The sequence below is a fragment of the Vulcanisaeta sp. genome, from assembly GCF_049966235.1.
Lineage (GTDB): Archaea > Thermoproteota > Thermoprotei > Thermoproteales > Thermocladiaceae > Vulcanisaeta > Vulcanisaeta moutnovskia.
Map to the genome: position 1 here is coordinate 124,695 of NZ_JBMFVA010000002.1, position 23,554 is coordinate 148,248.

The window sequence follows — 23,554 nt, forward strand, 5'->3', positions numbered from 1 at the left end:
CATTAAAAATAATAACTTAATACCAGTTTTGATGAATGATTCACCATTCCTGTCGGGTGAGGTTTCTGATCTAGACGTTGGTATAAATACCATTGACGACTTAATAGAGGCTTATAAACGAATTGGTGGTTTTCAAGGTAGGTACATGGCGGATGCAGCGGAGGTTCTCTTAAGCATGTATAACGATTTAAACACGACTGTTTTTCTATCGTTTACTGGTAATTTAATTTCAACAGGTCTTCGGGGCTTAATAGCTAGGTTCATTGAGAGTGGTTTTGTCGATGTTATAATAACTACAGCAGGTACTTTAGACCATGACATTGCCAAATCAATGGGTGGTAAGTATTACCAGAGCTATTTTGATGTTGATGATATTGAGATGAGCAAGGCGGGTATTCATAGGATTGGTAATGTTGCGGTTAGGAAGGAGCATTATGGGCCGTTAATCGAGAAGTTTGTACATTCGTCGCTGGAGGATCTATCAAAAACAAGGGAGGAGTGGGGCGTTAGGGAGTTGCTTTGGGAGTTAGGTAAGAGGATTGATGATGATTATTCAATACTAAGGGCAGTGTCTAAGGCTAAGGTGCCAATTTATGTTCCTGGGTTTGTGGATGGCGCCTTTGGTACGGCAATACTCACGTATAATGAAATGCAGAGGACGAGGACTGGAGGTAAGCAGGTGAGAATTGATTTACTTAGGGATGAGCATGAGTTGATGGATATTGTCTATTCGAGTAAGTCCCTGGGCGCATTAATAATTGGTGGTGGTATTTCTAAGCACCATGTGATATGGTGGAGTCAATTTGCTGGTGGACTTGATTACGTGGTTTATATTACAATGGCGATTGAGTGGGATGGTTCGCTTAGTGGTGCTCGACCAAAGGAGGCTATCACTTGGGGTAAGGTGAAACCAACGGCAAGGCAGGCCTTTGTTCTTGAAGATGCAACGGTAGTACTACCGATATTAATACCCTATATAATTAAGAAGATTGGTTTTAGGAAAGGTGTTAGGGTCATTAACTAGGTGTAGTGCCTTATATATAAAATTGAGTTATTAATAGTGATGAGCATAAAAATAAGGAGAAGGAGGGGGGATATATTCATTGAGGAAGTTTTACTTATAGCAATATCAATGGCAGTGCTTGTAGCCCTGGTATCATTAATTAGTGGATTGTTCGGCAATGCCGTGACAGGTATAACTCATCTACAGGGCTCCGTTAATAATGCACTAAGTGGGTTTGTAAATGATCTTCAGAGGGTGGTTTCGAATGCTTTCAATTTCACAAGCTAAGGACATAAAGAGCATTGTGAATGAATTACGGAGCAAGGGCTTCAGTAAACTAGACATATATTTAATATTAAGGACCCTAAAGCCGGATACAAAGCTTGAGTATTTATTATCACCCACCGAATTAGACTTAATTAATAGAATGAATAAGCTAAGGACTGATCTCTATAAAATGAGAACTGAGTTATATGATTTAGAGAGGAAAGTAAGGAGGAGGCATGAAATAATAACGGGGGTTTATGAGGAATTAACGAAAAATAAGAAGTAGTAATCTATTCAGTATAAAAGAAAGTATTAAATATTAAGCTGTACCGTGCTTATTATGACGACAAAGTACATCTTTGTAACTGGTGGCGTATTATCAGGTTTAGGTAAGGGTATCACAACGGCATCAATTGGAAAAATCCTACAGGCAAGGGGCTATCATGTAACTGCAATCAAAATAGATCCATACTTAAATGTTGATGCTGGAACAATGAATCCATTTCAACACGGCGAGGTCTTTGTGACGTTCGATGGCGGTGAGACAGACCTTGACCTAGGTCATTATGAACGATTCCTAGACATAGAGGTTCCGAAATATCACAACATAACCAGCGGCCAGGTGTATTATACTGTTATAAGGAGGGAGCGTAAGGGTAAGTATCTTGGTCAAACTGTTCAATTAATACCGCACGTTATCGAGGAGATTAAGAGAAGAATACTTCTTGTAACAAAAAGGGAAAAGCCAGATATTGTTTTAATAGAGATTGGAGGTACGGTGGGCGATTACGAGGGATTACCATTCCTTGAAGCCGCCAGGCAAATGAGACTTGAAATGCCTAGTGATGTGCTATTCGTTCATGTTGCCTTAGTTCCCATATTATCAACTACCGGTGAACTTAAGACAAAGCCGTTACAGCATAGTGTTGCTGAACTCAGGAGGGTTGGTATTCAACCTGATATAATAATTGCTAGGTCACCTAGGTCATTGGATGAGCAGACAAGAAGGAAGATTTCGTTGTTTACGAACGTACCTATTAACGCGGTTTTCACATCATATGATGTAGATACTATATATAAAGTACCATTAATTCTTGAAGAACAAGGTTTAGGAAAATACTTATTGAGTAAACTTGGATTAACGCAGGTAGAACCTAAGCTTGGTGATTGGATAACCTTTGTTAATGCCCTTGAAAATAGTGAGGAGGTTATTAATATCTATATGTGCGGTAAATACGTTAAGCTTCATGATTCTTATATAAGCATTGTTGAGGCTATTAAACATGCGGCCGCTAAGTTAAGGCTTAAGCCAAACATTATTTGGTGCGATACTGAGGATATAGAGAAGGATCATGTTAAGATTGCCGAGCTTAACAATGCGGATGCAGTAATTGTATTGCCAGGATTTGGTGCCAGGGGTGTTGAGGGTAAGATTGAGGCTATAAGGTATGTACGTGAGAATAACATTCCATTTCTAGGCATATGCTATGGTATGCAGCTTGCCATTGTAGAATTTGCAAGGAATGTTGCTGGTCTTAAGGGTGCTCACACGACAGAGGTTGATCCAAATACTCCATACCCAGTCATTGACATAACGCCAGAGGAGAAAAATGTTGAGGAGTTGGGTGGTACCATGATACTTGGTAATAGGAGGATAAACATTGTTAAGGATACAATAGCCTACGCTATTTATGGTACTACGGAAATTACGGAAAGACATAGGCATAGGTATGAGGTTAATCCCAAATTCTTTGATTTACTTAAGGAGAAGGGTCTAGTATTTTCTGCATGGAGAGCTGATGTGCCCAGGGTGGAAATTATAGAAATACCTAGTCATTACTTCTTCGTGGCTACACAATTCCACCCAGAATTCAGAAGTAGACCTCTTAGACCTCATCCATTATTCGCCGCACTACTAAATGCTGCCTATAGTAGGAAACGTGGAATGCCATCCCCATATAGTATAAATACTACGGTATACGCATAATCAGTTTTCGAAGGCTCTGTCATTCAATCCGCTGCGAACTGCATCATCATTAACTTGGTTATTTTACGAGATTGTATTATTTATAATCCCTTCTTATCTGTCACCGTGATAGGGCGCATATTTTGGATAATGATTATTGGAGTATTCATGGTACTTCCTATGTTGACTTACGCGCAGGTAACTATTAATTATATAAATATGAGTATTTATTACGGTAATCAATCAATTACCAATGTAATTAACATAACAAGTGACCAATTAGTAATACCGATCTATCAGTATTGTTCACAGGAAAGTAATGTACTATTTAATGCATACCTAGATCCGCTTTCGAATTTAGGCATAGTGTCTGTATCTTTAGTACTATATAATGGGTCTTTCATAAGTATTCCAGTCATTGACTATAGCCCTAAGTACATTAGCATGGAAGTTAACTGTTCATTACCAATATATGGTGTTTACCTCAGTATAGGTTCATATGATCCATACCCACTTGAGGCCTTGGTAATACCTAGTTCTAACATTACATACACATTAACTCAAGGTTCTATTAATGCATCAATACCATTAATTCCAGGTCTTAATTACATATTCGCAATAGTTAAGATAATATCAATATCACCTGCCGAAGCCAGTATTAGTAATTATTTAACAGCGGAATTAAGTACGGAATACTCAAGCATTAACATTGGTTACTTAAATACGTATGCTGAAATAACGACATACATTACGTATTCAAGTAATATTGAAATTACGGCTAATGGAACCACGTATATTATAATAACGCCGTATTACTACGTACCAATAGGTAATAATATAGAGAATCTAGTATTATCTGGTTCTTCAAAGCCCATGGTAATGCTAACGGGTGCGCCATGGGTTAAATACTCCTATGATAACTGCACGGTAATTAATCCAGGTATTCCAGGGATTACTCCATGGACCACATACCTATCATACGCACCTTACTGTATCATTAACTCCTCCATTAATCCCATTACGATTAACTTCATTGGTGAATCGCTACAGGAATTAAAATGCAATAATGTCTTCGTTACCACACAAAGTGGTTCGATATTGAGCTTAACCGGTAATTTAACAATCAACCCAACGCTAAGTAGAGTATTATACGTTACCATTAGTGGCATAAGGACTATAGGCATTTACCTTAATTCAATACCTACATCAACAGTTACGGTGCACATCCCCTTGATTTCGCGATCAAGCCTATCAGTAACAGACGAACTTGGTAATCCCATAAATGCATTAATTTATTTAAATGTTAATGGTACCTTATTACCATTTATGAACGGCACTTGTGTATATCCAGGTACATATGATATATATGCCTTAGTGAATGGTGAGTTAATGGATTTAGGTACAAGCAGTATTATCCAGGGCAACACATTGAAAATCCCAATCTTTTCAAACTACACTCTAAATATTGCGATTCCTCAGAAATGCCCTGACCTAAACCTTGAATTATTGATTAAGTATGGCAATAATCAATATGTCTTTCCACTAAGCAATATCCAACAGCAAATAGATATACCAAACGTCGTAATTGGTGATCATATTCAAATGGCATTACTGGGTAATGGATCAGTACTTTATCAACGTGAATTAATAGTAAATGAAAGCAATCCGGAGAGCTTAGTACTTAGTCCTCGTGTAATAAATTTTATACCCATGGACCTTCTTAATAATGAACTGTCAACTGCAGTACTAAATATTGGTAATCTATATTACATAGGTCCTGGTAGGTATTGTGTACCTATTAACTCGTCAGTAGGTATGGTTATTTATGGAAATGACGTTTATGTAGTAAATATCACTAACAGTAATATCTATGTTAGGGTTTGGACACTTGGTGCATTGGGCATTAAATCATTACTGATAATACTAGGTTTGTTGACACTTCTCATAGTCATATCATCAATAGTTAAGGGATTAGGTGGTAGGTCAGGTGATGGTAATAATGATTATGTGGTCATTAATTAATTGTTCATGATAACGCTTAATACCTTTATTCCATCCCTTATCAAGTTAACACCTATTGATCCAATACTAAGTCTAGCGGTGTTTGGTCTATTCTCATTTATGAAGAATTTATTTCCTGGAACAAACAATATACCTTGCTTAATACCTCTTCTCAGGAGATTCCAAGCATTCACCTTAGTATTTATGAAGGCGTAGAACCCACAGGATGGTCTATACATTAACGCACTCGGTAAATACTCATCCAACGATTCAATAAGTTCCCTAAGCTTTCTAGGATATAATTCATGAGCCTTCTGAATAACATCATAGGCAACACCTCTTCTTAACAAGTCATAAACTAAGTACTGTGTTAATGTTGATGCGGCAAAGTCATGTTGTTCAATCTTCTCTAGATCATTCCTCAATTTACCGCTAGTTATCACAAACCCAATCCTTAAACCGGGGCCTAAAATCTTCGATAAAGTTCCAACATAAATGACATCATTGTTCATGGATTTAAGGGTTTGTCCAGTATTGGGGTATAGTGATGTATAGGGGTCATCCTCAATAATCTTTAATCCATGTTTCTCCGCAATCTCGAGTAGGTGCCTCTTTCTATCACTACTGAGTGAAACTCCAGTTGGGTTATGACAATTAGGCACTGTATAGACAATACCAGGTCCGTAGTTCCTAACTAGGTTCTCTAGTTTATGCGTATTCATGCCCTCATCATCCATTGGAATACCTATTAATCGGGCTCCCTGAAACTTCATTGGTGCAATGGTTTCAACAAATGTTGGATTTTCAACATACACTATTGTCCTCCTTCTCATTAATAATTGTGATAGTATTTTAATGGCATGTTGAGCTCCTGCAGTTATTATTATATTTCTCCAATCAACCCTTATATTAAGTGCTTTGTTAATGTACCTGGATAATTCAATTCTTAGTTCCCTCAAACCACCAGCACCTGGATAAGCTATTACTGCTGCTCCATACTTCTCATAAATTCTTTCGAAGGATCTCCTTATCTCATTTATCGGTAGTAAACCAGGATCTGGTGCACCACTAGCGAAATTATACCTAACGCCTCTTCTAGCCAACCTGCTGGCTAATTCAACTGGTGACCAATATAATCTCATCGAAATAATTAATTCCTCAAGCCTTATTTATGTTCTTCCTGCCAATGCCTTGTGAGTTCTCTCCGTGTTCTGTAATACTGTATCACTGAGAATATTATTAGGGCTAGAAATACTATGAATATTACGTAAGTAAACCAAATTAACGGTTGTGTTATTTGTGGTTTACCAAAGGTTATGAGTATTGGTATTGGAACTATTGGGAATATTATGATAGCACCACCAACACTGGTGGGCACTGTATACGTACTGGTTACCCCCATTGTAATGGCTATTATAACCGCTATAATTGGTATGAGTATGGCAAGGATTATCAATAGAATGCCAAGCTGATAAAGCCTCATCCTAATCACCTCATAGGATTCCAGGTAATAATGCGAGTACTATGAATAGTATGACAACTATTATGGTTAACACTATTGCCCATTTAATGATTGATGGATCATTACCAAACACTATTGGTATAGGCCCTATCAATACGACGCCACCAACACTCGACTTCCCCTTCTTCTCATAATCCTTATCCTCATCTTCCTTATGACTTCTCATCACATCAATTACTATAAGCACAATTCCCAATAGTGCCAATATTATTGATAGCATAATTGCCAAGCCTATTATATAGGTTATATTCATCACTCTATATTACTTTTTAAGGGGAATTAAAACCTAATTCCCTTCCAGCTTAAAATTTAAAAGGGTGATCGCTTGGTTCATAGTCGATGCCGTTTCAGAAGGGTGACTATGTACTGCTTGAGTATACGGTTATTGATAAGGATGATAATAAAGTCGTGGAAACCACGGTAGAGGATAAGGCTAAGGAGGCGGGTATTTATAGACCTGATGAAATTTATGAACCACGATTAATAATAATAGGTGAAACAAAGCTCTTTGAGCCTTTGGAGCAAGCGATAACAAATGTAAGTGAGGGGCAGGAAATAACAGTTGAGGTTCCTCCAGACAAGGCATTCGGCCAGAGAGACCCAAGTAAGGTTAGGGTAATATCTATTAGGGAGTTTTATAGGTATGGTAAGTTGCCTAAGGTTGGTGATATTGTTGAGGTTAATAATCAGCAGGGTAGAGTCGTCAGTATAACGGGTGGTAGGGTTACCCTAGACTTTAATCATCCATTGGCAGGTAGGACGTTAATCATCACGGCGAAGGTGGTTAAAAAGCTCGAAACAACTGAGGATAAGGTAAAGTACATAGTTAAGCAGTATATACCGAGGATTGAGATAGATAAGGTAAATGTCGAGCTTGGTGAAGGTGGTTCTATAATAACCATAAAGTTACCTATTGAGACGTTGTTCATGGAAAATATAGGCACGATAAAGGCTAGAATTGCGGATGATATAGGTAATAAATTCACGAATATAAATAAGGTTGTTTTCATTGATGAAATAGAGATTAAGAGGGAGGCGGAGGCTAAGGCTGAGATGAAGGCAGAGGAGAAGCAGGCGGAATCAAAACCTGAGTCTCAACAATCGTCTCAATAAATAGGGTATTAGGTTAAGATTTATTAATAAAGTAATTCTTAGTGAGGTTGATGATTAGCAATAATAATGAAAACCTTACCAGATTAATGACTGGAACAACCACGGTAGGTATAGTGATTAATGACGGTGTTGTGCTAGCCACGGATAGAAGAGTCACGGCAGGTTATTATATAGCCCATAGAAAGAAGGGCGTTAAGATTTGGAAAATAGATAATCATATAGCAGCAACGATGAGTGGTGGTGTTGCAGATTTGCAAAAGGTTCTTGATTCTCTAACAGCAACAGCCATACAGTATAAAGTGGATACTGGGAAACCCATATCAATAAGAGCTCTAGCCAATTATGCATCTCTCGTGGTATTCTCAAGTAGGCCATTTGTCTACTTAGTGCATATGATACTTGGTGGTTGGGATCCTGACGAAGGACCCGTGATATACATGCTGGACTTCTTCGGGACTCTAACCAAGGAGACTGAGTTCATGGCGACGGGCAGTGGTTCACCAACGGCATTTGGCGTTCTTGAGGATGGTTATAAGAGAGACATGAGCATTGAGGAAGCTGTTAGATTAGCCGTTAGAGCGGTCAGGTCAGCCATATATCATGATCCAGGAAGTGGTGAGGGTATTGATGTCGTGACAATAACCAAGGAAGGTTATAAGGAGGTTGACTCAACACCATACCTTAAGGAATTAATTCATTAAAACCATTAATTATCTTTCCCCCTGACATTACTAATATAATAAGTACAGACCTCTCTAAATCCACACATATCACACCTCGGGTTTCTAGCAATGCATATGTCTCTACCAAACTGAATAAGCTTAAGATGGATCTCTAAGTACCTGCTTGGGTCTGGCGTTAATATTCTCATCCAAGCCCTCTGTATCTCATGATAATTCCTCGATTTGGCAATGCCAAGCCTAATGGATATCCTAGTTATGTGAGTATCAACAGGGAATGCTAGCTTACCTAAATTAACGAGTATTACATCGGCAGTCTTCTCACCAACACCAGGAAGTTCAAGTAATGCCTTCCTAGCTTCATCGAGAGGTAGGTCCTTAATCCACGTTAAATCACCTCTATAGTTCTCAAGGATTACCCTAGATAACTCAATAATTTTCCTAGCTCTAATCCTATGCATACCAGCGGGTTTGATGGCATTAGCCAAGGCATCCTCGCCAATATTCACCAATTTCTCAGGTGTTATATCGCCAATAATCCTAACGAGGTTTTCGTAAGCCCTAAGCGCATTCTTATCATTCGTGTTTTGCGTCAGTATTGTTACAACGAGTGCCTTAAAGATATCATTGCTATTTCTAAATACGTAGAGGGCTGCGAACTTCCTAGGCTCGATCTTAATATCAGCGAGAACCCTAAGTACCAACTCCTCAGTCAAAACCATATGAAATCACGCCTTAGCACCCTTCTTAAGCATGTATAGCGTTATAGCCAACGCCGACTTAGCATCCCTTATACTGCCATTAATAACCATGTTTACAGCATCTCTAAGATCAATAATAATCCTATCAATAACCTCATGGGGTTCAGGCCTCGGTTCGCCAAGTCTTCTAATACTGACGTAATAAATTACCATATATTCAGTGGAGTAGCCAGGTGTGGTGAAGCCCTCGAATAGCTTCCCAAAGTAATCGATTTCAGCGCCAATCTCCTCACTAAGTTCCCTGGTTAAGGCCTCTTCAGGGTTTTCACCCTCCTCAATAACGCCTGCTGGTATTTCAATTACGTAGTCATTAACAACGGGTCTGAATTGACGTAGCAATACGACCTTATTACCCTCATAAATCGGTAGTGCAGCTACGGCATGAGGAAAGACAATTTTCTCCAGGTTCATCTCACGACCATTTGGTAGTACGACCTTAGATACGTCCAGCGTAACGCGCCTGCCCTTATAGACTATGACCATTAACCTAAGGCAAGCAAGAATTCACTTAAAAACTTCTCATTTTTGGGCCTTGGCGCTCTTCGTCTCCTTCCTTACCCAAGCCAGTTTCCTTGGGTCGCGGTTATACTTGATGGCGCTTACAAAGCACTTCCTACTGCAGAATCTAAGTACTGTGCCATCAGCCCTGACATACATTATCCCGGTGCCTGGTGGTATTGGTCTTCCACAGAAGGCGCATGTGTAAATTCTCATACAGCGTTCGTTCTCAGTAATGATTTTTAAAGTTTATGCAAATTAAACTCTCTTGAGGATTCTCCTAACCAGTGTCATAAACCTTTTACAATTAACTTCCCTATTGCCGTACATACCCTCCTCAAACAGTCTCACCATTTCCTCGACCGTTTGCCTTTCATTAACTCGGTCAATTATGTAATTACCTAATTCCCTATGCGTTATCCCTGGTTCCCTAATCCTCATCTTCTGCATGATCTTCATAATGCCGTATTCAAGGCAATCAGGGTATTTCATGCTCCTTCTCATGTACATGGTTGCTAATGAGACTGAAATCATGATAATTGTTACTATTATTACTATTAATGGATAATTAAGGTTCCAGGGCGCCCCATATTTCCTGCTTTCTCCCTTACCTCCTGCCTTAGTTAGGTTACCCATTGATGAGCTAGTGGTTAAATTATCCGCAGCATTTCCTAGGTTCTTCTTAATATTACCCCTTCCGTTTGTTTCATAGTATTGACTATATTGATTATTAATTACGCTTTGATTGGGCATCCTCTCAATACTAATTATGTAGATTAATGAGCTTCCCAAAAAGCCCGTAATTACGTAGGAGGTATTGTTAGGTAAGATAAGTAGTCCTGTGAAGGCTTTGTTTATTGATTCTGTACTAGGAGATACTATTATTACTATACCATTAGTTAATGACTTATTTACTGTAAGGGTTACATTGAGTATGGGCCATGCTATAGGCTCATAATTACCACTGTACAGGTAATTCAACTGAGTCGATGCTTCAATGCTTTGTGTATTTATTAATACCAGTAATTCAATGATTAGTGCAATGAGAATTAGGGAGTGCAAAAGAAATTTTTTAAGGTCCATTAAATCAAACAATTAATGAGCGCATTAATAATGCTTTTGCTGGGGATAATGCTTGCGATTAGGCCTGCAGCATCAGGTTCATCAGTGACGTACTCAATATCAATAAGTGCTCCCTACTTCATAGTGGCCAGCACTAATAATGACTTCATAATTGAATTAATAGCTCAACAAAGCAATGTTAAGTATGCGGTAATGGTAATACCAAGGGCATCTGTTAAATTAATGGGTTCTAATGCCATTGAGGGGCAGGGAATATTTCCTGGAATTCTTGATTTTGCCAATGATTCGGATTATGCTGGTTTTTACGAGGGTTCAATAAACAGTACATCGTTCATAGGTACCTTTACACCGATAATTGAGGTTGGTAAGCCAAGCACCTTGTCATACTCTGCCTTATCTAGCTTGGTAAATGTAAACCTCACGGTATACGTTAAGTCAGGAATACCCGTATTATTGAGGTATTTCACGTTCGATAATTATAACTCAACAGGTAATGAATTGATTAGTACGCAGAGTTCCGTTCCAGTGATTACGGATTATCCTCCAATAACGATAAGCCTTGCCGTTGGTACTGACTGTAATACATTCATTATTTACGAGAACTTCTCACAACCAATTGAGGTAATACCCATGCCATTCATCATCAATGTAGGTAAGTCATTAACGCTCATAGTCTCAAACATAACCCTAGTATCCGTTATGCCATTTACCGAGGTTAATGTACTTGAGCCTGGTGACTTATTAGCAAGTAAGGAGCCTATTGATGCTGCGGTTTTTAAGTTAATGATATGCCACGTATCCCAGGGCCTTAATTATACAGGTATTGAGGCGCTTTATGCCAGGGATTATGTGGAACCACTGGGTATTAACATATCGTGGGGGTTAATACCAATATCATTTAATGCAAGTGGGGTATTGGCGATTAAGGAATTATTGAGTTACCTAAATGGTGATCATTTCATGATATCCAATACAACATACCCCATTGATTATACCTTGGTTAATGGTACGGGAAGCTTTACGGACTATGCAGTGTTAACCATGGCTATACTTAGGTCATTGGGGATACCAACGAGGATAGCGTTGGGTTTTGCAGGTGAGTCCCTGGGTAATGACGCTTATGTATATCACTTAAATGGTAATGCCGTGATTTGGGTTGAGGCATTTACAAGCTTTGGTTGGGTGGCCTTTGAACCAATAAGTACTTCGCAGTTTCATGATTATTCACAATTGTTGTCAATAGTACTATATACGGCATTAGTCTCCTTCTTGTTAATGATTCCGTGGATAATAGGGTACTACATTTATTACTACTTAAGCAGGAGGTCTTAGCATTGTGTTATCCTTCATTAATTGGTTTGCGCATTCCAATAAAAGTAATTAAGTAATGTTAAGGGTTAGTGTGGGGCTTGAGGGATGGGCTCCATTATTAGGAATAATGCTGTCTTAATTATCTACGTAGTATTGGCATTACTAATGTACCTGGGGATTTACGCGAAAAATGAGGCACCATTACTAATTGGTATTGGTTTATTTCTAGTGTTCACATCGTACTTCCTAACGTGGGATCTAATAACCAGTATAGTCCTAAGGGCACTTAAGATTAGTTATGAGGTAATTCTCGCCAGGCAAAGTGTCATACTAAGTATTACTGCGGCATCTCCATTACGTTTAAAAATACCTGCCCACGTATCCCTAATATGCTCTCCCCACTTATTATGCAATGATGATTATTACGTAGTAATAAATGGGCCTCAGGAGCAATTTAACGTAAGGGCTAGGTGGTTTGGTATTGCTGAGATCTTGAGTATTATTATCAGGATTTCCGACCCCCTCGGTATTATTGGGAATTCCCGTTTTATTAAAATTGAACGTACAATACCAATAGAACCTAGTAAATGGGTATTATTAGCAATGGGTGGTCAAAAAATGCCCGGTGATTACATGAGGAGTATAACATTAATGGAGTCAAGACTGGGCGATTTCATGTATCTGAGGGGGTATAATTTCCTGGAACCTGCCAGTAATATTCATTGGATAACCAGTGCTAGGGTTAATGACTTAATAAGCGTGGCGAGATCTGAGGCAGGTAATGTACCTAGGTTAGTAATCATGGAATACACACCTAGAATGCTTAAACCCTTGAATGATAATAGGCCAATCGATGAAGCATTAGTATACCTGAGTTATCTAAAGGGTTTGAATTTTATTCTCGTATTAATCGGTAATGGCTTAGTAAGGTTATTAACTATAACATCAAGTACTTCATTGGCTGATTTAGAGCTTAAGCTTAGGGAGATAGTAATAGGCATGGAAAATACCCAGGAATTAATTAATAGGGCCACGAGTATTCTTGGAAAGTACGTTAAGGAAGTAAGTACTGATGAATTAGCATTGTTCCTTTACCCGGTAAAGACTAATTACGGCTTATCAAGGGAGGATGTAAACATTATCAGCAAATACTTGAATAAGAATTCCTTATTATTAATAACCAAGGCTTCATTTAATGAATTAATTAAGGCTAACATTGACCTAAGTGACGTGAATGTGATAGTTCTCGGTGAATGAATTATGAGGTCCTTAAGATTACCGATAGCGATGGGGATCACGATCTTACTAATAGTTAATTTGCTAATTTACGGATTAGGATTAAGGATTCTCAGCATAATTGGCGTTGTTCTAATCCTGTTATCATATGTAATCGTTGCCTTAAATTCTCATTACTCATGGCATTTATTCATTATTATTGAAGCATACTCGGTAATTGAATTATTCCTGGTGCCTAGGGCTGTGGGCGATGCATTGCTTCTTTCTTTATTAGTGATATCAGCTCTCATAATATTTCTATCCTTAAGTAAATTAATTGATATTCGTATCTTTCTAATATCATTAATTGTTCTCTCATTATCCGTAGTACTCACATACTATATATACTCATTGCTAGGTCATGTAATGACAATGTACATGATAATACTGGGTATTAACACTAATTATTTCACATTAATGCTTGCATCATCATTATCGATTTTCATTTTATTTCTAGTAATCCTATTATTAAAGAGAGTAATACCTGCATTTCTACGCTATGAAGAAAAATGATTTTTAAATCAAGCTCTCTCCATCACTCTAGATAATTATGAGTAAGGTTGATAATTCATTAATGGATTATAGACCACCGATTACCGTAGTAGTTGGTCATGTTGATGTTGGTAAGACATTATTACTCGATAAAATAAGAGGTACGTTTGTGGCCTATAGAGAGCCCGGGATGATTACACAACACATTGGTCTATCCTTCATACCATGGAATGCCATAGAGAGAATAGCTGATCCACTACTCATTAAATTTAGGCTTAAGGGCAAGGTTTGGATTAAGGGTTTCCTAATGGTTGATACGCCAGGTCATGCCGCCTTCTCCAACTTAAGGCGTAGAGGTGGCTCTGTGGCTGACTTGGCTGTTCTCGTCATAGACATTACCAGGGGATTTGAGGAACAGACCTACGAAAGCCTCACCCTAATTAAATCAAGGAATATACCCTTCGTGGTTGCGGCGAATAAGCTCGATAGAATATACGGTTGGGAACCTCATGAAAACGCACCGTTCCTTGACTCATACGAAAAGCAGAGGGAGGATGTCCAGGGTAGGGTTGAGGAGGCCATTGCAAGGATAATAGAGGAATTCAATAAATTAGGGATGGATGCTGATAGGTACGATAGGGTGAGGGATTTCGATGCCCAAGTGCCTATTGTACCCACAAGCGCAGTCACTGGAGAGGGCTTAGCCGACTTGCTCGTTGTCCTGGCGGGGTTAAGCCAGAGATTTAATAGGGATAAGTTAAGGATAACGTATGGACCTGGTAGGGGGGTCGTTATGGAGATTAGGGAGGAAAAGGGTTGGGGGGTCACGGCTGATGTTGTTCTATATGATGGAGTTATTAGAAAGGGTGATTTAATAGTTACGGCCGGCCTTGAGGGTTATGTGAGTACCAAGGTCAAGATGCTTGTGATGCCTAAGCCACTTAATGAGATGAGGGATCCTGAGGATAGGTACATGTTCATGGATGAGGTTAGGGCTGCGGCTGGTGTTAAGATAATTGCTGATGGTCTTGAGCAGGTTGTTCCAGGCGCACCGGTGTTTGTTGTTCCTCAGGGAGCTTCGCTGGATGAGTATGTTAAGTTGGTTAGAGAGGAGGTTTCGGAGGTTAAGATAGAGACTGATAAGGAAGGTGTTGTTGCTAAGGCAGATACTCTAGGTACTCTTGAGGCAATGGTTATTTACCTTAGAAGCCAGGGAATACCTGTTAGGAAGGCTGATGTTGGTAATGTAAGTAGGAGAGATGTTGTTGATGCTTCCATAGTTAGGAAGAAGAACCCGTTATATGGAGTTATCCTGGCTTTCAATGTTAAGGTTCCTCATGATATTGAGGTCGAGGCCATGCAGTATGGAGTTAAGATATTTAGAAATGAAATACTTTATAGGCTTGTTGAGGAGTTTACCCAGTGGTATAAGGAGCAGAAAACCAAGCTTATCGAGATGGAACTTGATAGATATATAAGGCCTGGAAAAATAAGGATTCTTCCCGGCTATGTATTCAGAAGAAGTAATCCAGTGATAGTCGGTGTTGCAGTAATTGAGGGATTGATAAAGCCTGGGTATCCATTAATGAGGGGGGATGGTAAGAGAATAGGCACAATAATGCAAATACAGGATAAGGGTAAGAATATTCAAGAGGCTAAGAAGGGCATGGAAGTGGCAATATCAATAGAGGGTAATTTAATGGTTGGTAGGCAGATTAAGGAGGGTGATGAGTTATACGTGGATGTGCCTGAGGAGCATGTAATAACCCTAATGACACAATTCAAGGATCAACTATCTGAGGATGAATTATCATTACTTAGAGAGATCCTGAAAATTAGGCGATCATCAAAGTAATTAGATAAATTCATTATTCTATTGAGGTTAAATTGTTTACGACATAAATATTGTCTTTATTATTACTCTAAATAATAGTAATTTATGTATGGCCAGATAATGCTTATAAAGAAAAAATAGGCAGGAAGACACGGTGGTAACTATCTGGGAATGGAAAAATATAGAATAGACCTTCCCGTAGATGAAATACCCACGCACTGGTACAACATACTCGCAGACCTACCAGAACCACTATCACCACCATACGACCCAGACAATGGCAAAAGGCTTGAGCTCCTGAAGCAAGTAATACCATCAGAGCCACTAAGGCTTGAATTCTCCACAGAGAGGTTCGTGAAAATACCTGAGGAGGTCCTAGAACGTTACTTACAAGTGGGTAGGCCAACACCATTGGTTAGGGCGAAGAGATTTGAGGAGTATCTAAATGCGCCAGTTAAGATATACCTAAAGATGGAGGGCTATACGTACACGGGTAGTCATAAGATAAACTCGGCACTTGCCTGGGTATATTATGCGCTTAAGGATGGTGCTAAGTTCGTGACCACGGAGACAGGCGCTGGACAGTGGGGTTCAGCGGTGGCGTTAGCAGCCGCGTTATTTAAGGTCAAGGCCTACGTATTCATGGTTAGAGCCAGCTACTACGCCAAGCCACTGAGGAGGTACTTAATGCAAATGTACGGTGCCGACGTCAATCCAAGCCCAAGTGACTTAACGGAGTTCGGTAGGAAATTACTACGTGAAAACCCGAATCACCCAGGCAGCCTGGGTATTGCAATAACTGAGTCTGCTGAATATGCGTTGAAGAATGGTGGTAAGTACGTGGTTGGTAGCGTAATAAATGCCGATATAATGTTTAAGACTATTGCAGGTCTTGAGGCCAAGAAGCAGATGGAATTGATTGGTGAGGATCCCGACGTAATGATTGGCGTAGTTGGTGGTGGATCTAATTGGGGTGGTGCATTTTATCCGTTCATTGGAGATGAGTTGAGGAGTGGTAAGGTTAGGCGTAGATATATAGCGGTTGGAGCATTGGAAGTGCCTAAAGTAACTAAGGGTGTTTATAAGTATGATGATCCTGACACAGGTAGGGTGTTGCCTCAATTGAAGATGTATACCATTGGTGCAGATTTCATACCGCCACCAATCTACGCAGGTGGTTTAAGATACCACGCCGTGGCACCAACACTATCTTACCTAATGAGTAAGGGATACGTTGAGGGTCGTGACTATGACCAAGAGGCGGTCTTTAAGATGGCCCAGATATTTGCCCAAGTTGAGGGCTATGTACCTGCACCGGAAACAGCCCATGTATTACCTGTTGTTAAGGAGATAGCCGATGAGGCTAGGAGGACTGGCGAGAGGAAGGTTATTCTGATCAGTTTCTCTGGGCATGGATTGCTTGATCTGAGCAATTACGCAGATGTGCTTGGCTTCGAGAAGGCATGAAATTCCTTAGACGTTGAGTTACTGATAAAAATATATGGGCAGGTATTACATCAATATACTCCGTTCTCCTTGGTATCGTTAGTACCCTCTTCATCCTACCTACCCTAGTGCATATGCGCTCGTTTCTCCTTCCATACTTGACTTCATAACCCATGAAATTACTAAGCAAAAGAACATCAATTTGCCTTACTATTGACTGTTGTACGGTTTACCTAGTTAATCCTGGTTAGGTTGCGTCCTCATCATCCTGACCATTATTAGTTCATCAAGTGCCTTAACGCCGACCAGAATGAGATCTCTATATGGGTGGGACTTATCCGGTGCACTTTAATCAATTTCCTAAGTCCTTAACCTCCCTATTCTCCATATTAGTATCAACGTGATTAAGTATGGTAATTAAAAGAATCCTACTTAGTAAGTCGTCTGCCCAGGTCCATAAATAAAGTTTGAGGAAAATAGTTTTAGCGACGCTGTATTAACCGTTCATTTGAGAGTTATCTTTTATTTTCTTTGATTTTCTTTTATAACCACCCTTAGATTTATCACGGTCTCCGCTGAAATTTAATAATAAGTATTTATTTTTTATCTTTATGAAATAATTCTTGGTTAAATTTTTATTTTACTCAATATTTTATTTATTAATTCTTCAGCCTCCTTATAATTATACTCTCTTAACATGCCTATTTTACTCGCTGCCTCAGAACCCTCAGCATGTATCATAGCCGTCAATAAATAACCCATTAAGTGGCTTGCACCTAACTCCCTAACTAGGCTCATTATTTTGTACCTTGTATCGCCATCAACAGCACCCCTAAGGTATTTCGAAATATACTGCCTTTCCTCTAGGTTTACATAATCATCATGTGAAGGCATTGTGGCTATTAGACCACCTGCAATGTCTATGAGTCCATGAACAACATCTATGAAGTGAGCATTGGCATATAGCTTACTCACGTTCGTGTAAACTGGGTTTGGTATGGCTATTCCCTCATCAATCCAGGGTTCTAGGGCGGCAGCCATGGCACCCATACTCAGTATCTCCTTATACATAATCATTTGGACTAGCCAATCCCTGACATGCGGCGCATTCTCTATTCCATTAGCCCTAGCCGCATAAAGTGCTGCACCCAGGTATAAATTAGCCGTGGCTGCCCTGTAGGATATTGCCGTGAACCTGTGGTATGTCGCGAAAGTCCAAGCCAACTGCCCAGCCAGATCCCACTCTCTGAATAGGAATACTCTGTCCCACGGTACAAACACATGGTCAAAAACAATCAGTGCCTCTACTTCAAATCTACTCGCTGCATTAACGGCATTGGAGTTACCATCGTACTCAAGCACGGGTCTAACGATAAATTTAAGACCCTTGGTATTCGCTGGTATTGCAAAGGCAACTGCATAGTCCTTATCTTCCTCGACGAGGGCTCTATATGGCAGTACAATTATCTCATTAGCTACTGGTCCCTGTGTTGTGTGTATCTTGGCTCCATTAACCACTATGCCATCATCATGCACCTCAATAACCCTCAGGTACATGTCCTTATCCTCCTGTTCATGGGGTCTCTTAGCCCTGTTACCCTTAACATCAGTCTGTGCAACAGCCATTGCGAGGTCATTTTTAACAGCATATTCGTAATACCTCATTACTCTGTCATAATAATTAGTGCCGTACTTCCTATCAATTTTCTTGGCAATTATCATTAATGAGAAGAGTGCGTCACTACCAATGGCCTGTACTATGTTAAATAAACCATCGAATCTAAGCGTATCTTCGTAAATCAACTTATACCTATCAAGTAAATCATTCGTGTTCCTGGGTATCCTAAAGTATTTACTTACGAGACCGTAATTAGGATCTTCATACAATCTCTCCTTAACGCTAAACAAATCCGATGCATGCCTAACCGCTATACTAATCACTGGGTGTGTTGTTATATCATCAACTCTCTTACCCCTGTAGTAAACAACCCTGCCGTCTTTAACAGAGTCCATGTACTCAATTGGTGATCTAGGCATAGGTAAAGTTCCCAAGGGAGATTAATTAAATATAACTTATATATAGCATCAGTGAATATTAAACATATAAGAAAATTATTTTAAATAGCCAAACCTATGGCTTCCACACGCCTCTTCTTAAGGCATCACTTATTGTTAGTAGATTTATTTCGTTAGTTCCCTCATAAATTCTCGTAACCCTGTGATCCCTCCAATACCTCTCCACATCGAATTCCTCAAAGTATCCATAACCACCATGTATTTGTATGGCCTCGTCAACCACGTAATTAGCAACCTCAGTTCCATAAACCTTAGCGGCGCCTGCGATTGCTCCCATGGCTCTTGGGTCGATCTTAAACTTTAAGTAATCATCAACATAATACGCAGCTCTATATATTAATGACCTAGCTGCCTCAATTAGCATAGCCATTCTGGCTAACTTTTCCTGAATCATTTCAAAGTTTATTAGTGGTTGACCAAATTGATTTCTCTTTTGGGCATACTCAAGGGCCTTATCAAAGGCAGCTAATGCAATGCCAAGGCCTAAGGTTGCCACGCCGATTCTCGATACGTTAAAGTACGCCAGTGTCCAGTAGAATCCCTGGTTCAAGCCCTTCTCCTCACCACCTAATACGTTTTCGGCAGGTACTTCAACATTGTCGAGGTAGATCTCGCCAACCGGGATTGTCCTCTGTCCCATCTTTCCCGTTAATCTCCTAATGGTAATACCAGGCCAATCAGTGTGTATTATGAATAGTGTCTGACCCCTATGTCTCTTCTCGGGTTCTGTCTGTGCAAGGAGTAGGCCGTACTTTGCTGTTGGCGCGTTTGTTATGAAGGTCTTCATACCCCTAATTATGTACTTGTCACCTTTCTTCTCTGCAACCGTATTTAACTGGGTAATGTCGGTACCATGCTCAGGCTCGGTATATGCGCCAAAAAATGTGTTCTCACCCCTATAAACGGGTGGTAGGTACTTCTTCCTCTGCTCCTCGGTGCCGAAGAAGTAAAGCATGTGAGATGTGAAGGGACCAGCCATTATTGCAAGTCCTAGTGTTGGTTCTGCCCTAACTAACTCCTCAGTAACGACTATATCGGCTATGTATGTTGTGAAACCACCACCGCCATAATCAGTGGGTATTGATGGAGCCAGTAAGCCGAGTTCACCAGCCTTCTTATAAAGATCCCATGGAAACTCCTCCTTCTTCTCATACTCCCTAGCAAGTTCAGGTGAGAAGTTCCTCTGGGCATATTCCCTAGCAGTTTTTCTTAACAATTTCAACTCCTCAGCATACTGCGGAAACAAATCCAAAACATCAGTCATTAAGGACAACCTAAACCCTAGACAACTTAAACCTAGTTAATAAATATCCTATATATGTATCAACACCATTAATCAACATCAATTATACATAACCTAATAACGCTAAAACTATAGTACTTGCTCTTAGCTCTAACTTTATATAATATTTATCTTGATTTTCACTATAAATTATTATCGTCATTTATCATTATTATCTTTTGCCTTTATTAAAATCCTATATAGAATTATATATTAATGATAAGGATTAAACCTAAGGGCCATACTATGTCATTAATTAGGATGTCTCTTGAAGAACTGGTAGAAAGAGCTACTGAATTTTATGACTACCCATTAACACTTACTAACCTAATAAAATGGGGTGCCGATACATTCCCTGAGCAGGAAATTATTTATGCGCCACCTGACGCACCTAAGTTAAGGCTCACATTTGCTCAGGTTTGGGATAGGGTTAGGAGACTCGCCGCAGCGCTTGAGCAGCTTGGTGTTAAGCCAGGTGATCCTAAGAAACTGGGTACCAGGGTTGGCGCATTAGAGTGGAATTCACATAGATATTTAGAGCTTTATTACGCTGTTCCAGGTCTTGGTGCAGTATTACACACGGTAAACATTAGATATTCACCAGAGGACTTGGTCTACACGATTAATCATGCTGGTGATGAAATACTATTTGTTAAGGATGAGTTCATACCGTTAATACAGGCAATAATGCCGAAGCTTAAGACCGTTAAGAAGGTGGTATTAATGACTGATATGCCAGTGCCTCCTCAGGTAAAGCTTCCAGGTATTGAAGTCTATAATTATGAGGATTTAATAAAGAGTTCAAGTCCTTATGACTTTAAGGACCTTGATGAGAAAACAGTGGCCACGTTATTCTATACCTCAGGTACTACTGGACCGCCGAAGGGCGTATTCTTCACTCATAGGCAATTAGTGCTTCATGCAACGGCCATCGCGATCTCAACGGCTGCGCCACCCTATGAACTCAGTATTAGAGATGTTGTAATGCCCCTTGTACCAATGTATCATGTGCATGCATGGGGAGGTCCATATGCAATGTTCCTTGCTGGTCAAAAGTACGTCTTTACAGGGCGCATGGATTGGGGCTATATACTGAAGACGCTTAGTGAGGAAAAGGTTACGTATATTTATGGGGTTCCCGTAATACTATATCTACTCCTTACGCATCCTGATTCAACAAAGTACGACCTGAGGGGTCTTAAATACGGTAATGGAGGTTCAGCAATGCCTGAGGGTCTTTATAAGTTGGCTAGGTCTAGGGGTATAATTGTCATTAATGGTTATGGTTTATCGGAGACGGCGCCAGTGATTGCCCAGGCATTGTTTAAGCCACAATCCTTCAACTGGCCTGAGGATAAGAAAGAAACATACCTAATGAAGGGACTTAGGCAAATACCATTAACGTTCATAAGAGTTGTCGATGAGTACGGTAGGGATGTGCCTAAGGATGGTAAGACCATTGGTGAGATCGTGGTTAGATCACCCTGGCTAACGCCAGCCTACTTCAAGGATCCTGAGAAGACTAGGGAGTTATGGCGCGGTGGTTGGCTACATACTGGCGATGTGGCCGTTTGGGATTCTGATGGCCATATATGGATTATGGATAGGCTTAAGGATGTGATTAAGAGTGGTGGTGAGTGGATCGTGAGTACGAAACTGGAGGACATAATCAGTACTCATCCAGCGGTTGGTGAAGTTGCCGTTATTGGTATTCCTCATCCAAAGTGGGGTGAGAGGCCGATAGCGGTCGTGGTTCCAAGACCTGGTCAGAGGGTTACGGAGGACGATATCAAGAACTACCTAATGAAGTTCGTGGAAAAAGGCGAAATACCAAAATGGTGGGTACCAGATAAGGTAATAATTAGTGAGAAGGAATTGCCTAAGACGAGTACTGCCAAGGCGGATAAGAAGGTTCTTAGGGAGCTTTATAAGAACGTGCTTATGACATGAAGTATATAGGGTATATATTAACATAGTATTTAAAAGCACAGGTACTATATGTATTCTATATGATAATTGATTTCCATGCATGTCCGTCTGTAGACTTATCCTTAGTTAAGGATAGACTTTCATCAATTAAAGTTACAAGGGCTGTTTTACAACCAATAGATGCCTTGCCATTGTTTCATATATTACCTAATGATTTTCTCAGAAAATTATCGGTAGAAGATCAATACTCAGCATTGCTTTGGAGTAAATTCATTACTAAATTAACAAGTATGTGGTCATCGAGGATGTACGACAATGTAAAGTTATGGTACGAGACAATGAATAATTACGATGACTTCTTTGTGCCATTAGCCAGCATTAATCCATCTCTAGGTACTAAGTACGTTTATGAGAAACTTAATGAATTAGAGGGATTGAATGTTAAAGGTATTGTAGTATCACCGACACTTCAATTATTTGACCCGACAAAGACGAAAGCCTTTAGGGCGATCCTTGAATATGTCGAAAGAAATGATATACTACTCATAATGCATTTGGATCCATGTCCATATAGCGTGGATATATGCTTTGAAAGCCTTATGCCTGATATTCTCAATGATTTACTCGAGAGATATAGCATCAAATTAGTATTGTCTGCCCTAGGCATATCTGAGGGTATGTCGTATCCATGGCTTGAGAGAATAGTTAAGTTAATGAAGAGGTATGATAGGGTCTACATAGAGTCGACTGGCATTTCATGCATATTATTTAATACATTAATGGGTAAGAATTTCGTAAGATCAGTGGGTACGGATAGGATCATTTACGGTGGTGGTTATCCTTATTTAAGGCTTAAGCAGGTAATTATGAATCTAAGATGTGTAGAGTCGTCTGGATTACCGAGACATGATTTAGAGTCAATATTATTTGACAATGCTATTTACCTGCTTAGGGACATTGATGTGAATCTTAAAGATGAGGAAGTAGAGAATAAGATATGATAATTTTGACCCTA

The 23,554-nt window shown here is 39.7% G+C and carries 23 protein-coding genes; 14 read left to right on the forward strand and 9 right to left on the reverse strand.

Annotation, left to right across the window (positions count from 1 at the left end):
- The first annotated feature begins 31 nt into the window (after window positions 1-31).
- From ACP5L5_RS02395 to ACP5L5_RS02415, 5 genes are all read left to right on the forward strand, one after another.
- Window positions 32-1,024 carry a deoxyhypusine synthase gene (locus tag ACP5L5_RS02395; RefSeq protein WP_013604073.1) on the forward strand — a complete coding sequence of 331 codons (993 nt, stop codon included), beginning with the start codon at window positions 32-34 and terminating at the stop codon, window positions 1,022-1,024.
- A 39-nt stretch (window positions 1,025-1,063) separates the two neighbouring features.
- Window positions 1,064-1,291 (forward strand): hypothetical protein, encoded by a 228-nt coding sequence (locus ACP5L5_RS02400; RefSeq protein WP_048056848.1) that lies wholly within the window; start codon window positions 1,064-1,066, stop codon window positions 1,289-1,291.
- The gene (locus ACP5L5_RS02405; protein WP_048056847.1) at window positions 1,269-1,556 is read left to right on the forward strand and encodes a hypothetical protein; all 288 of its coding nucleotides are present in this window, start codon (window positions 1,269-1,271) and stop codon (window positions 1,554-1,556) included. The genes ACP5L5_RS02400 and ACP5L5_RS02405 overlap by 23 nt, the downstream gene beginning before the upstream one ends.
- A gap of 54 nt (window positions 1,557-1,610) precedes the next feature.
- Window positions 1,611-3,257, forward strand: a complete 1,647-nt coding sequence (locus tag ACP5L5_RS02410; RefSeq protein ID WP_428761350.1) for a CTP synthase — start codon at window positions 1,611-1,613, stop codon at window positions 3,255-3,257.
- A gap of 129 nt (window positions 3,258-3,386) precedes the next feature.
- Window positions 3,387-5,258, forward strand: coding sequence for a hypothetical protein (locus tag ACP5L5_RS02415; RefSeq protein WP_428761352.1), 1,872 nt, complete (start codon window positions 3,387-3,389; stop codon window positions 5,256-5,258).
- Here ACP5L5_RS02415 and ACP5L5_RS02420 read toward each other — a convergent pair.
- The 3 genes from ACP5L5_RS02420 to ACP5L5_RS02430 are packed head-to-tail and all read right to left on the reverse strand — an operon-like array spanning window position 5,255 to window position 7,012.
- On the reverse strand, window positions 5,255-6,379 hold the full coding sequence (locus ACP5L5_RS02420; RefSeq protein ID WP_428761354.1) for a PLP-dependent aminotransferase family protein: 1,125 nt from the start codon (window positions 6,377-6,379) through the stop codon (window positions 5,255-5,257). The two genes, ACP5L5_RS02415 and ACP5L5_RS02420, sit on opposite strands and share 4 nt — an antisense overlap.
- A 23-nt stretch (window positions 6,380-6,402) precedes the next feature.
- Window positions 6,403-6,720, reverse strand: a complete 318-nt coding sequence (locus ACP5L5_RS02425; RefSeq protein WP_428761356.1) for a hypothetical protein — start codon at window positions 6,718-6,720, stop codon at window positions 6,403-6,405.
- Window positions 6,721-6,730: 10 nt separating this feature from the next.
- The gene (locus ACP5L5_RS02430; protein WP_428761357.1) at window positions 6,731-7,012 is read right to left on the reverse strand and encodes a TIGR00304 family membrane protein; all 282 of its coding nucleotides are present in this window, start codon (window positions 7,010-7,012) and stop codon (window positions 6,731-6,733) included.
- Window positions 7,013-7,098: 86 nt separating this feature from the next.
- Here ACP5L5_RS02430 and ACP5L5_RS02435 point away from each other — a divergent pair, with 86 nt between their 5' ends.
- Together ACP5L5_RS02435 and ACP5L5_RS02440 are read left to right on the forward strand one after the other, a co-directional pair.
- A complete protein-coding gene (locus ACP5L5_RS02435) occupies window positions 7,099-7,872 on the forward strand; it encodes a peptidylprolyl isomerase (RefSeq protein WP_013604065.1) in 774 nt (257 codons plus the stop codon).
- A gap of 50 nt (window positions 7,873-7,922) precedes the next feature.
- A complete protein-coding gene (locus ACP5L5_RS02440; protein WP_083805464.1) occupies window positions 7,923-8,573 on the forward strand; it encodes a proteasome subunit beta in 651 nt (216 codons plus the stop codon).
- Window positions 8,574-8,578: 5 nt separating this feature from the next.
- Here the strand turns inward: ACP5L5_RS02440 and ACP5L5_RS02445 are convergent, their stop codons facing one another.
- From ACP5L5_RS02445 to ACP5L5_RS02460, 4 genes are read right to left on the reverse strand one after another with little or no spacing between them, the layout of a single operon-like run.
- The gene (locus ACP5L5_RS02445; protein ID WP_013604063.1) at window positions 8,579-9,274 is read right to left on the reverse strand and encodes an endonuclease III domain-containing protein; all 696 of its coding nucleotides are present in this window, start codon (window positions 9,272-9,274) and stop codon (window positions 8,579-8,581) included.
- Window positions 9,275-9,280: 6 nt separating this feature from the next.
- Window positions 9,281-9,796 carry an NUDIX hydrolase gene (locus tag ACP5L5_RS02450; RefSeq protein WP_428761359.1) on the reverse strand — a complete coding sequence of 172 codons (516 nt, stop codon included), beginning with the start codon at window positions 9,794-9,796 and terminating at the stop codon, window positions 9,281-9,283.
- Between the two features lie 36 nt (window positions 9,797-9,832).
- Window positions 9,833-10,027, reverse strand: coding sequence for a 50S ribosomal protein L24e (locus tag ACP5L5_RS02455; protein WP_013604061.1), 195 nt, complete (start codon window positions 10,025-10,027; stop codon window positions 9,833-9,835).
- Window positions 10,028-10,069: 42 nt separating this feature from the next.
- Window positions 10,070-10,894: a hypothetical protein gene (locus tag ACP5L5_RS02460; RefSeq protein ID WP_428761361.1), complete on the reverse strand. Its 825-nt coding sequence runs from the start codon at window positions 10,892-10,894 to the stop codon at window positions 10,070-10,072.
- A gap of 15 nt (window positions 10,895-10,909) precedes the next feature.
- Between ACP5L5_RS02460 and ACP5L5_RS02465 the strand changes: the two genes are divergently transcribed.
- The 5 genes from ACP5L5_RS02465 (at window position 10,910) to ACP5L5_RS02485 (ending at window position 17,273) form a co-directional block, all read left to right on the forward strand.
- On the forward strand, window positions 10,910-12,226 hold the full coding sequence (locus tag ACP5L5_RS02465; protein WP_428761363.1) for a transglutaminase-like domain-containing protein: 1,317 nt from the start codon (window positions 10,910-10,912) through the stop codon (window positions 12,224-12,226).
- A gap of 84 nt (window positions 12,227-12,310) precedes the next feature.
- Complete coding sequence (locus ACP5L5_RS02470) at window positions 12,311-13,462, forward strand: DUF58 domain-containing protein (protein WP_428761365.1); 1,152 nt, start codon at window positions 12,311-12,313, stop codon at window positions 13,460-13,462.
- Between the two features lie 3 nt (window positions 13,463-13,465).
- Window positions 13,466-13,993: a hypothetical protein gene (locus ACP5L5_RS02475; RefSeq protein ID WP_428761367.1), complete on the forward strand. Its 528-nt coding sequence runs from the start codon at window positions 13,466-13,468 to the stop codon at window positions 13,991-13,993.
- A 37-nt stretch (window positions 13,994-14,030) separates the two neighbouring features.
- A complete protein-coding gene (infB, locus tag ACP5L5_RS02480) occupies window positions 14,031-15,827 on the forward strand; it encodes a translation initiation factor IF-2 (RefSeq protein WP_428761368.1) in 1,797 nt (598 codons plus the stop codon).
- Window positions 15,828-15,977: 150 nt separating this feature from the next.
- Complete coding sequence (locus ACP5L5_RS02485) at window positions 15,978-17,273, forward strand: TrpB-like pyridoxal phosphate-dependent enzyme (RefSeq protein WP_428761370.1); 1,296 nt, start codon at window positions 15,978-15,980, stop codon at window positions 17,271-17,273.
- A 606-nt stretch (window positions 17,274-17,879) separates the two neighbouring features.
- Here ACP5L5_RS02485 and ACP5L5_RS02490 read toward each other — a convergent pair.
- Together ACP5L5_RS02490 and ACP5L5_RS02495 are read right to left on the reverse strand one after the other, a co-directional pair.
- On the reverse strand, window positions 17,880-19,289 hold the full coding sequence (locus tag ACP5L5_RS02490) for a 4-hydroxyphenylacetate 3-hydroxylase N-terminal domain-containing protein (RefSeq protein ID WP_428761372.1): 1,410 nt from the start codon (window positions 19,287-19,289) through the stop codon (window positions 17,880-17,882).
- 94 nt (window positions 19,290-19,383) lie between these two features.
- Window positions 19,384-20,592, reverse strand: a complete 1,209-nt coding sequence (locus ACP5L5_RS02495) for an acyl-CoA dehydrogenase family protein (RefSeq protein WP_013604054.1) — start codon at window positions 20,590-20,592, stop codon at window positions 19,384-19,386.
- A 279-nt stretch (window positions 20,593-20,871) separates the two neighbouring features.
- Between ACP5L5_RS02495 and ACP5L5_RS02500 the strand changes: the two genes are divergently transcribed.
- Together ACP5L5_RS02500 and ACP5L5_RS02505 are read left to right on the forward strand one after the other, a co-directional pair.
- Window positions 20,872-22,560 (forward strand): long-chain fatty acid--CoA ligase, encoded by a 1,689-nt coding sequence (locus ACP5L5_RS02500; RefSeq protein ID WP_048057162.1) that lies wholly within the window; start codon window positions 20,872-20,874, stop codon window positions 22,558-22,560.
- A gap of 59 nt (window positions 22,561-22,619) precedes the next feature.
- Entirely contained in the window at window positions 22,620-23,540 is a 921-nt protein-coding gene (locus ACP5L5_RS02505; RefSeq protein WP_428761374.1) for an amidohydrolase family protein, read from the forward strand.
- The last annotated feature ends 14 nt before the right edge of the window (window positions 23,541-23,554 follow it).

Excerpts from the sequence above, each read along its gene's own strand:
- ACP5L5_RS02395 (WP_013604073.1), top strand. The coding sequence starts at position 32 with ATGAATGATTCACCATTCCTGTCGGGTGAGGTTTCTGATCTAGACGTT.
- ACP5L5_RS02400 (WP_048056848.1), top strand. The coding sequence starts at position 1,064 with ATGAGCATAAAAATAAGGAGAAGGAGGGGGGATATATTCATTGAGGAA.
- ACP5L5_RS02405 (WP_048056847.1), top strand. The coding sequence starts at position 1,269 with ATGCTTTCAATTTCACAAGCTAAGGACATAAAGAGCATTGTGAATGAA.
- ACP5L5_RS02410 (WP_428761350.1), top strand. The coding sequence starts at position 1,611 with ATGACGACAAAGTACATCTTTGTAACTGGTGGCGTATTATCAGGTTTA.
- ACP5L5_RS02415 (WP_428761352.1), top strand. The coding sequence starts at position 3,387 with ATGATTATTGGAGTATTCATGGTACTTCCTATGTTGACTTACGCGCAG.
- ACP5L5_RS02420 (WP_428761354.1), bottom strand. The coding sequence starts at position 6,379 with ATGAGATTATATTGGTCACCAGTTGAATTAGCCAGCAGGTTGGCTAGA.
- ACP5L5_RS02425 (WP_428761356.1), bottom strand. The coding sequence starts at position 6,720 with ATGAGGCTTTATCAGCTTGGCATTCTATTGATAATCCTTGCCATACTC.
- ACP5L5_RS02430 (WP_428761357.1), bottom strand. The coding sequence starts at position 7,012 with ATGAATATAACCTATATAATAGGCTTGGCAATTATGCTATCAATAATA.
- ACP5L5_RS02435 (WP_013604065.1), top strand. The coding sequence starts at position 7,099 with ATGCCGTTTCAGAAGGGTGACTATGTACTGCTTGAGTATACGGTTATT.
- ACP5L5_RS02440 (WP_083805464.1), top strand. The coding sequence starts at position 7,923 with ATGATTAGCAATAATAATGAAAACCTTACCAGATTAATGACTGGAACA.
- ACP5L5_RS02445 (WP_013604063.1), bottom strand. The coding sequence starts at position 9,274 with ATGGTTTTGACTGAGGAGTTGGTACTTAGGGTTCTCGCTGATATTAAG.
- ACP5L5_RS02450 (WP_428761359.1), bottom strand. The coding sequence starts at position 9,796 with ATGGTCATAGTCTATAAGGGCAGGCGCGTTACGCTGGACGTATCTAAG.
- ACP5L5_RS02455 (WP_013604061.1), bottom strand. The coding sequence starts at position 10,027 with ATGAGAATTTACACATGCGCCTTCTGTGGAAGACCAATACCACCAGGC.
- ACP5L5_RS02460 (WP_428761361.1), bottom strand. The coding sequence starts at position 10,894 with ATGGACCTTAAAAAATTTCTTTTGCACTCCCTAATTCTCATTGCACTA.
- ACP5L5_RS02465 (WP_428761363.1), top strand. The coding sequence starts at position 10,910 with ATGAGCGCATTAATAATGCTTTTGCTGGGGATAATGCTTGCGATTAGG.
- ACP5L5_RS02470 (WP_428761365.1), top strand. The coding sequence starts at position 12,311 with ATGGGCTCCATTATTAGGAATAATGCTGTCTTAATTATCTACGTAGTA.
- ACP5L5_RS02475 (WP_428761367.1), top strand. The coding sequence starts at position 13,466 with ATGAGGTCCTTAAGATTACCGATAGCGATGGGGATCACGATCTTACTA.
- infB (WP_428761368.1), top strand. The coding sequence starts at position 14,031 with ATGAGTAAGGTTGATAATTCATTAATGGATTATAGACCACCGATTACC.
- ACP5L5_RS02485 (WP_428761370.1), top strand. The coding sequence starts at position 15,978 with ATGGAAAAATATAGAATAGACCTTCCCGTAGATGAAATACCCACGCAC.
- ACP5L5_RS02490 (WP_428761372.1), bottom strand. The coding sequence starts at position 19,289 with ATGCCTAGATCACCAATTGAGTACATGGACTCTGTTAAAGACGGCAGG.
- ACP5L5_RS02495 (WP_013604054.1), bottom strand. The coding sequence starts at position 20,592 with ATGACTGATGTTTTGGATTTGTTTCCGCAGTATGCTGAGGAGTTGAAA.
- ACP5L5_RS02500 (WP_048057162.1), top strand. The coding sequence starts at position 20,872 with ATGTCTCTTGAAGAACTGGTAGAAAGAGCTACTGAATTTTATGACTAC.
- ACP5L5_RS02505 (WP_428761374.1), top strand. The coding sequence starts at position 22,620 with ATGATAATTGATTTCCATGCATGTCCGTCTGTAGACTTATCCTTAGTT.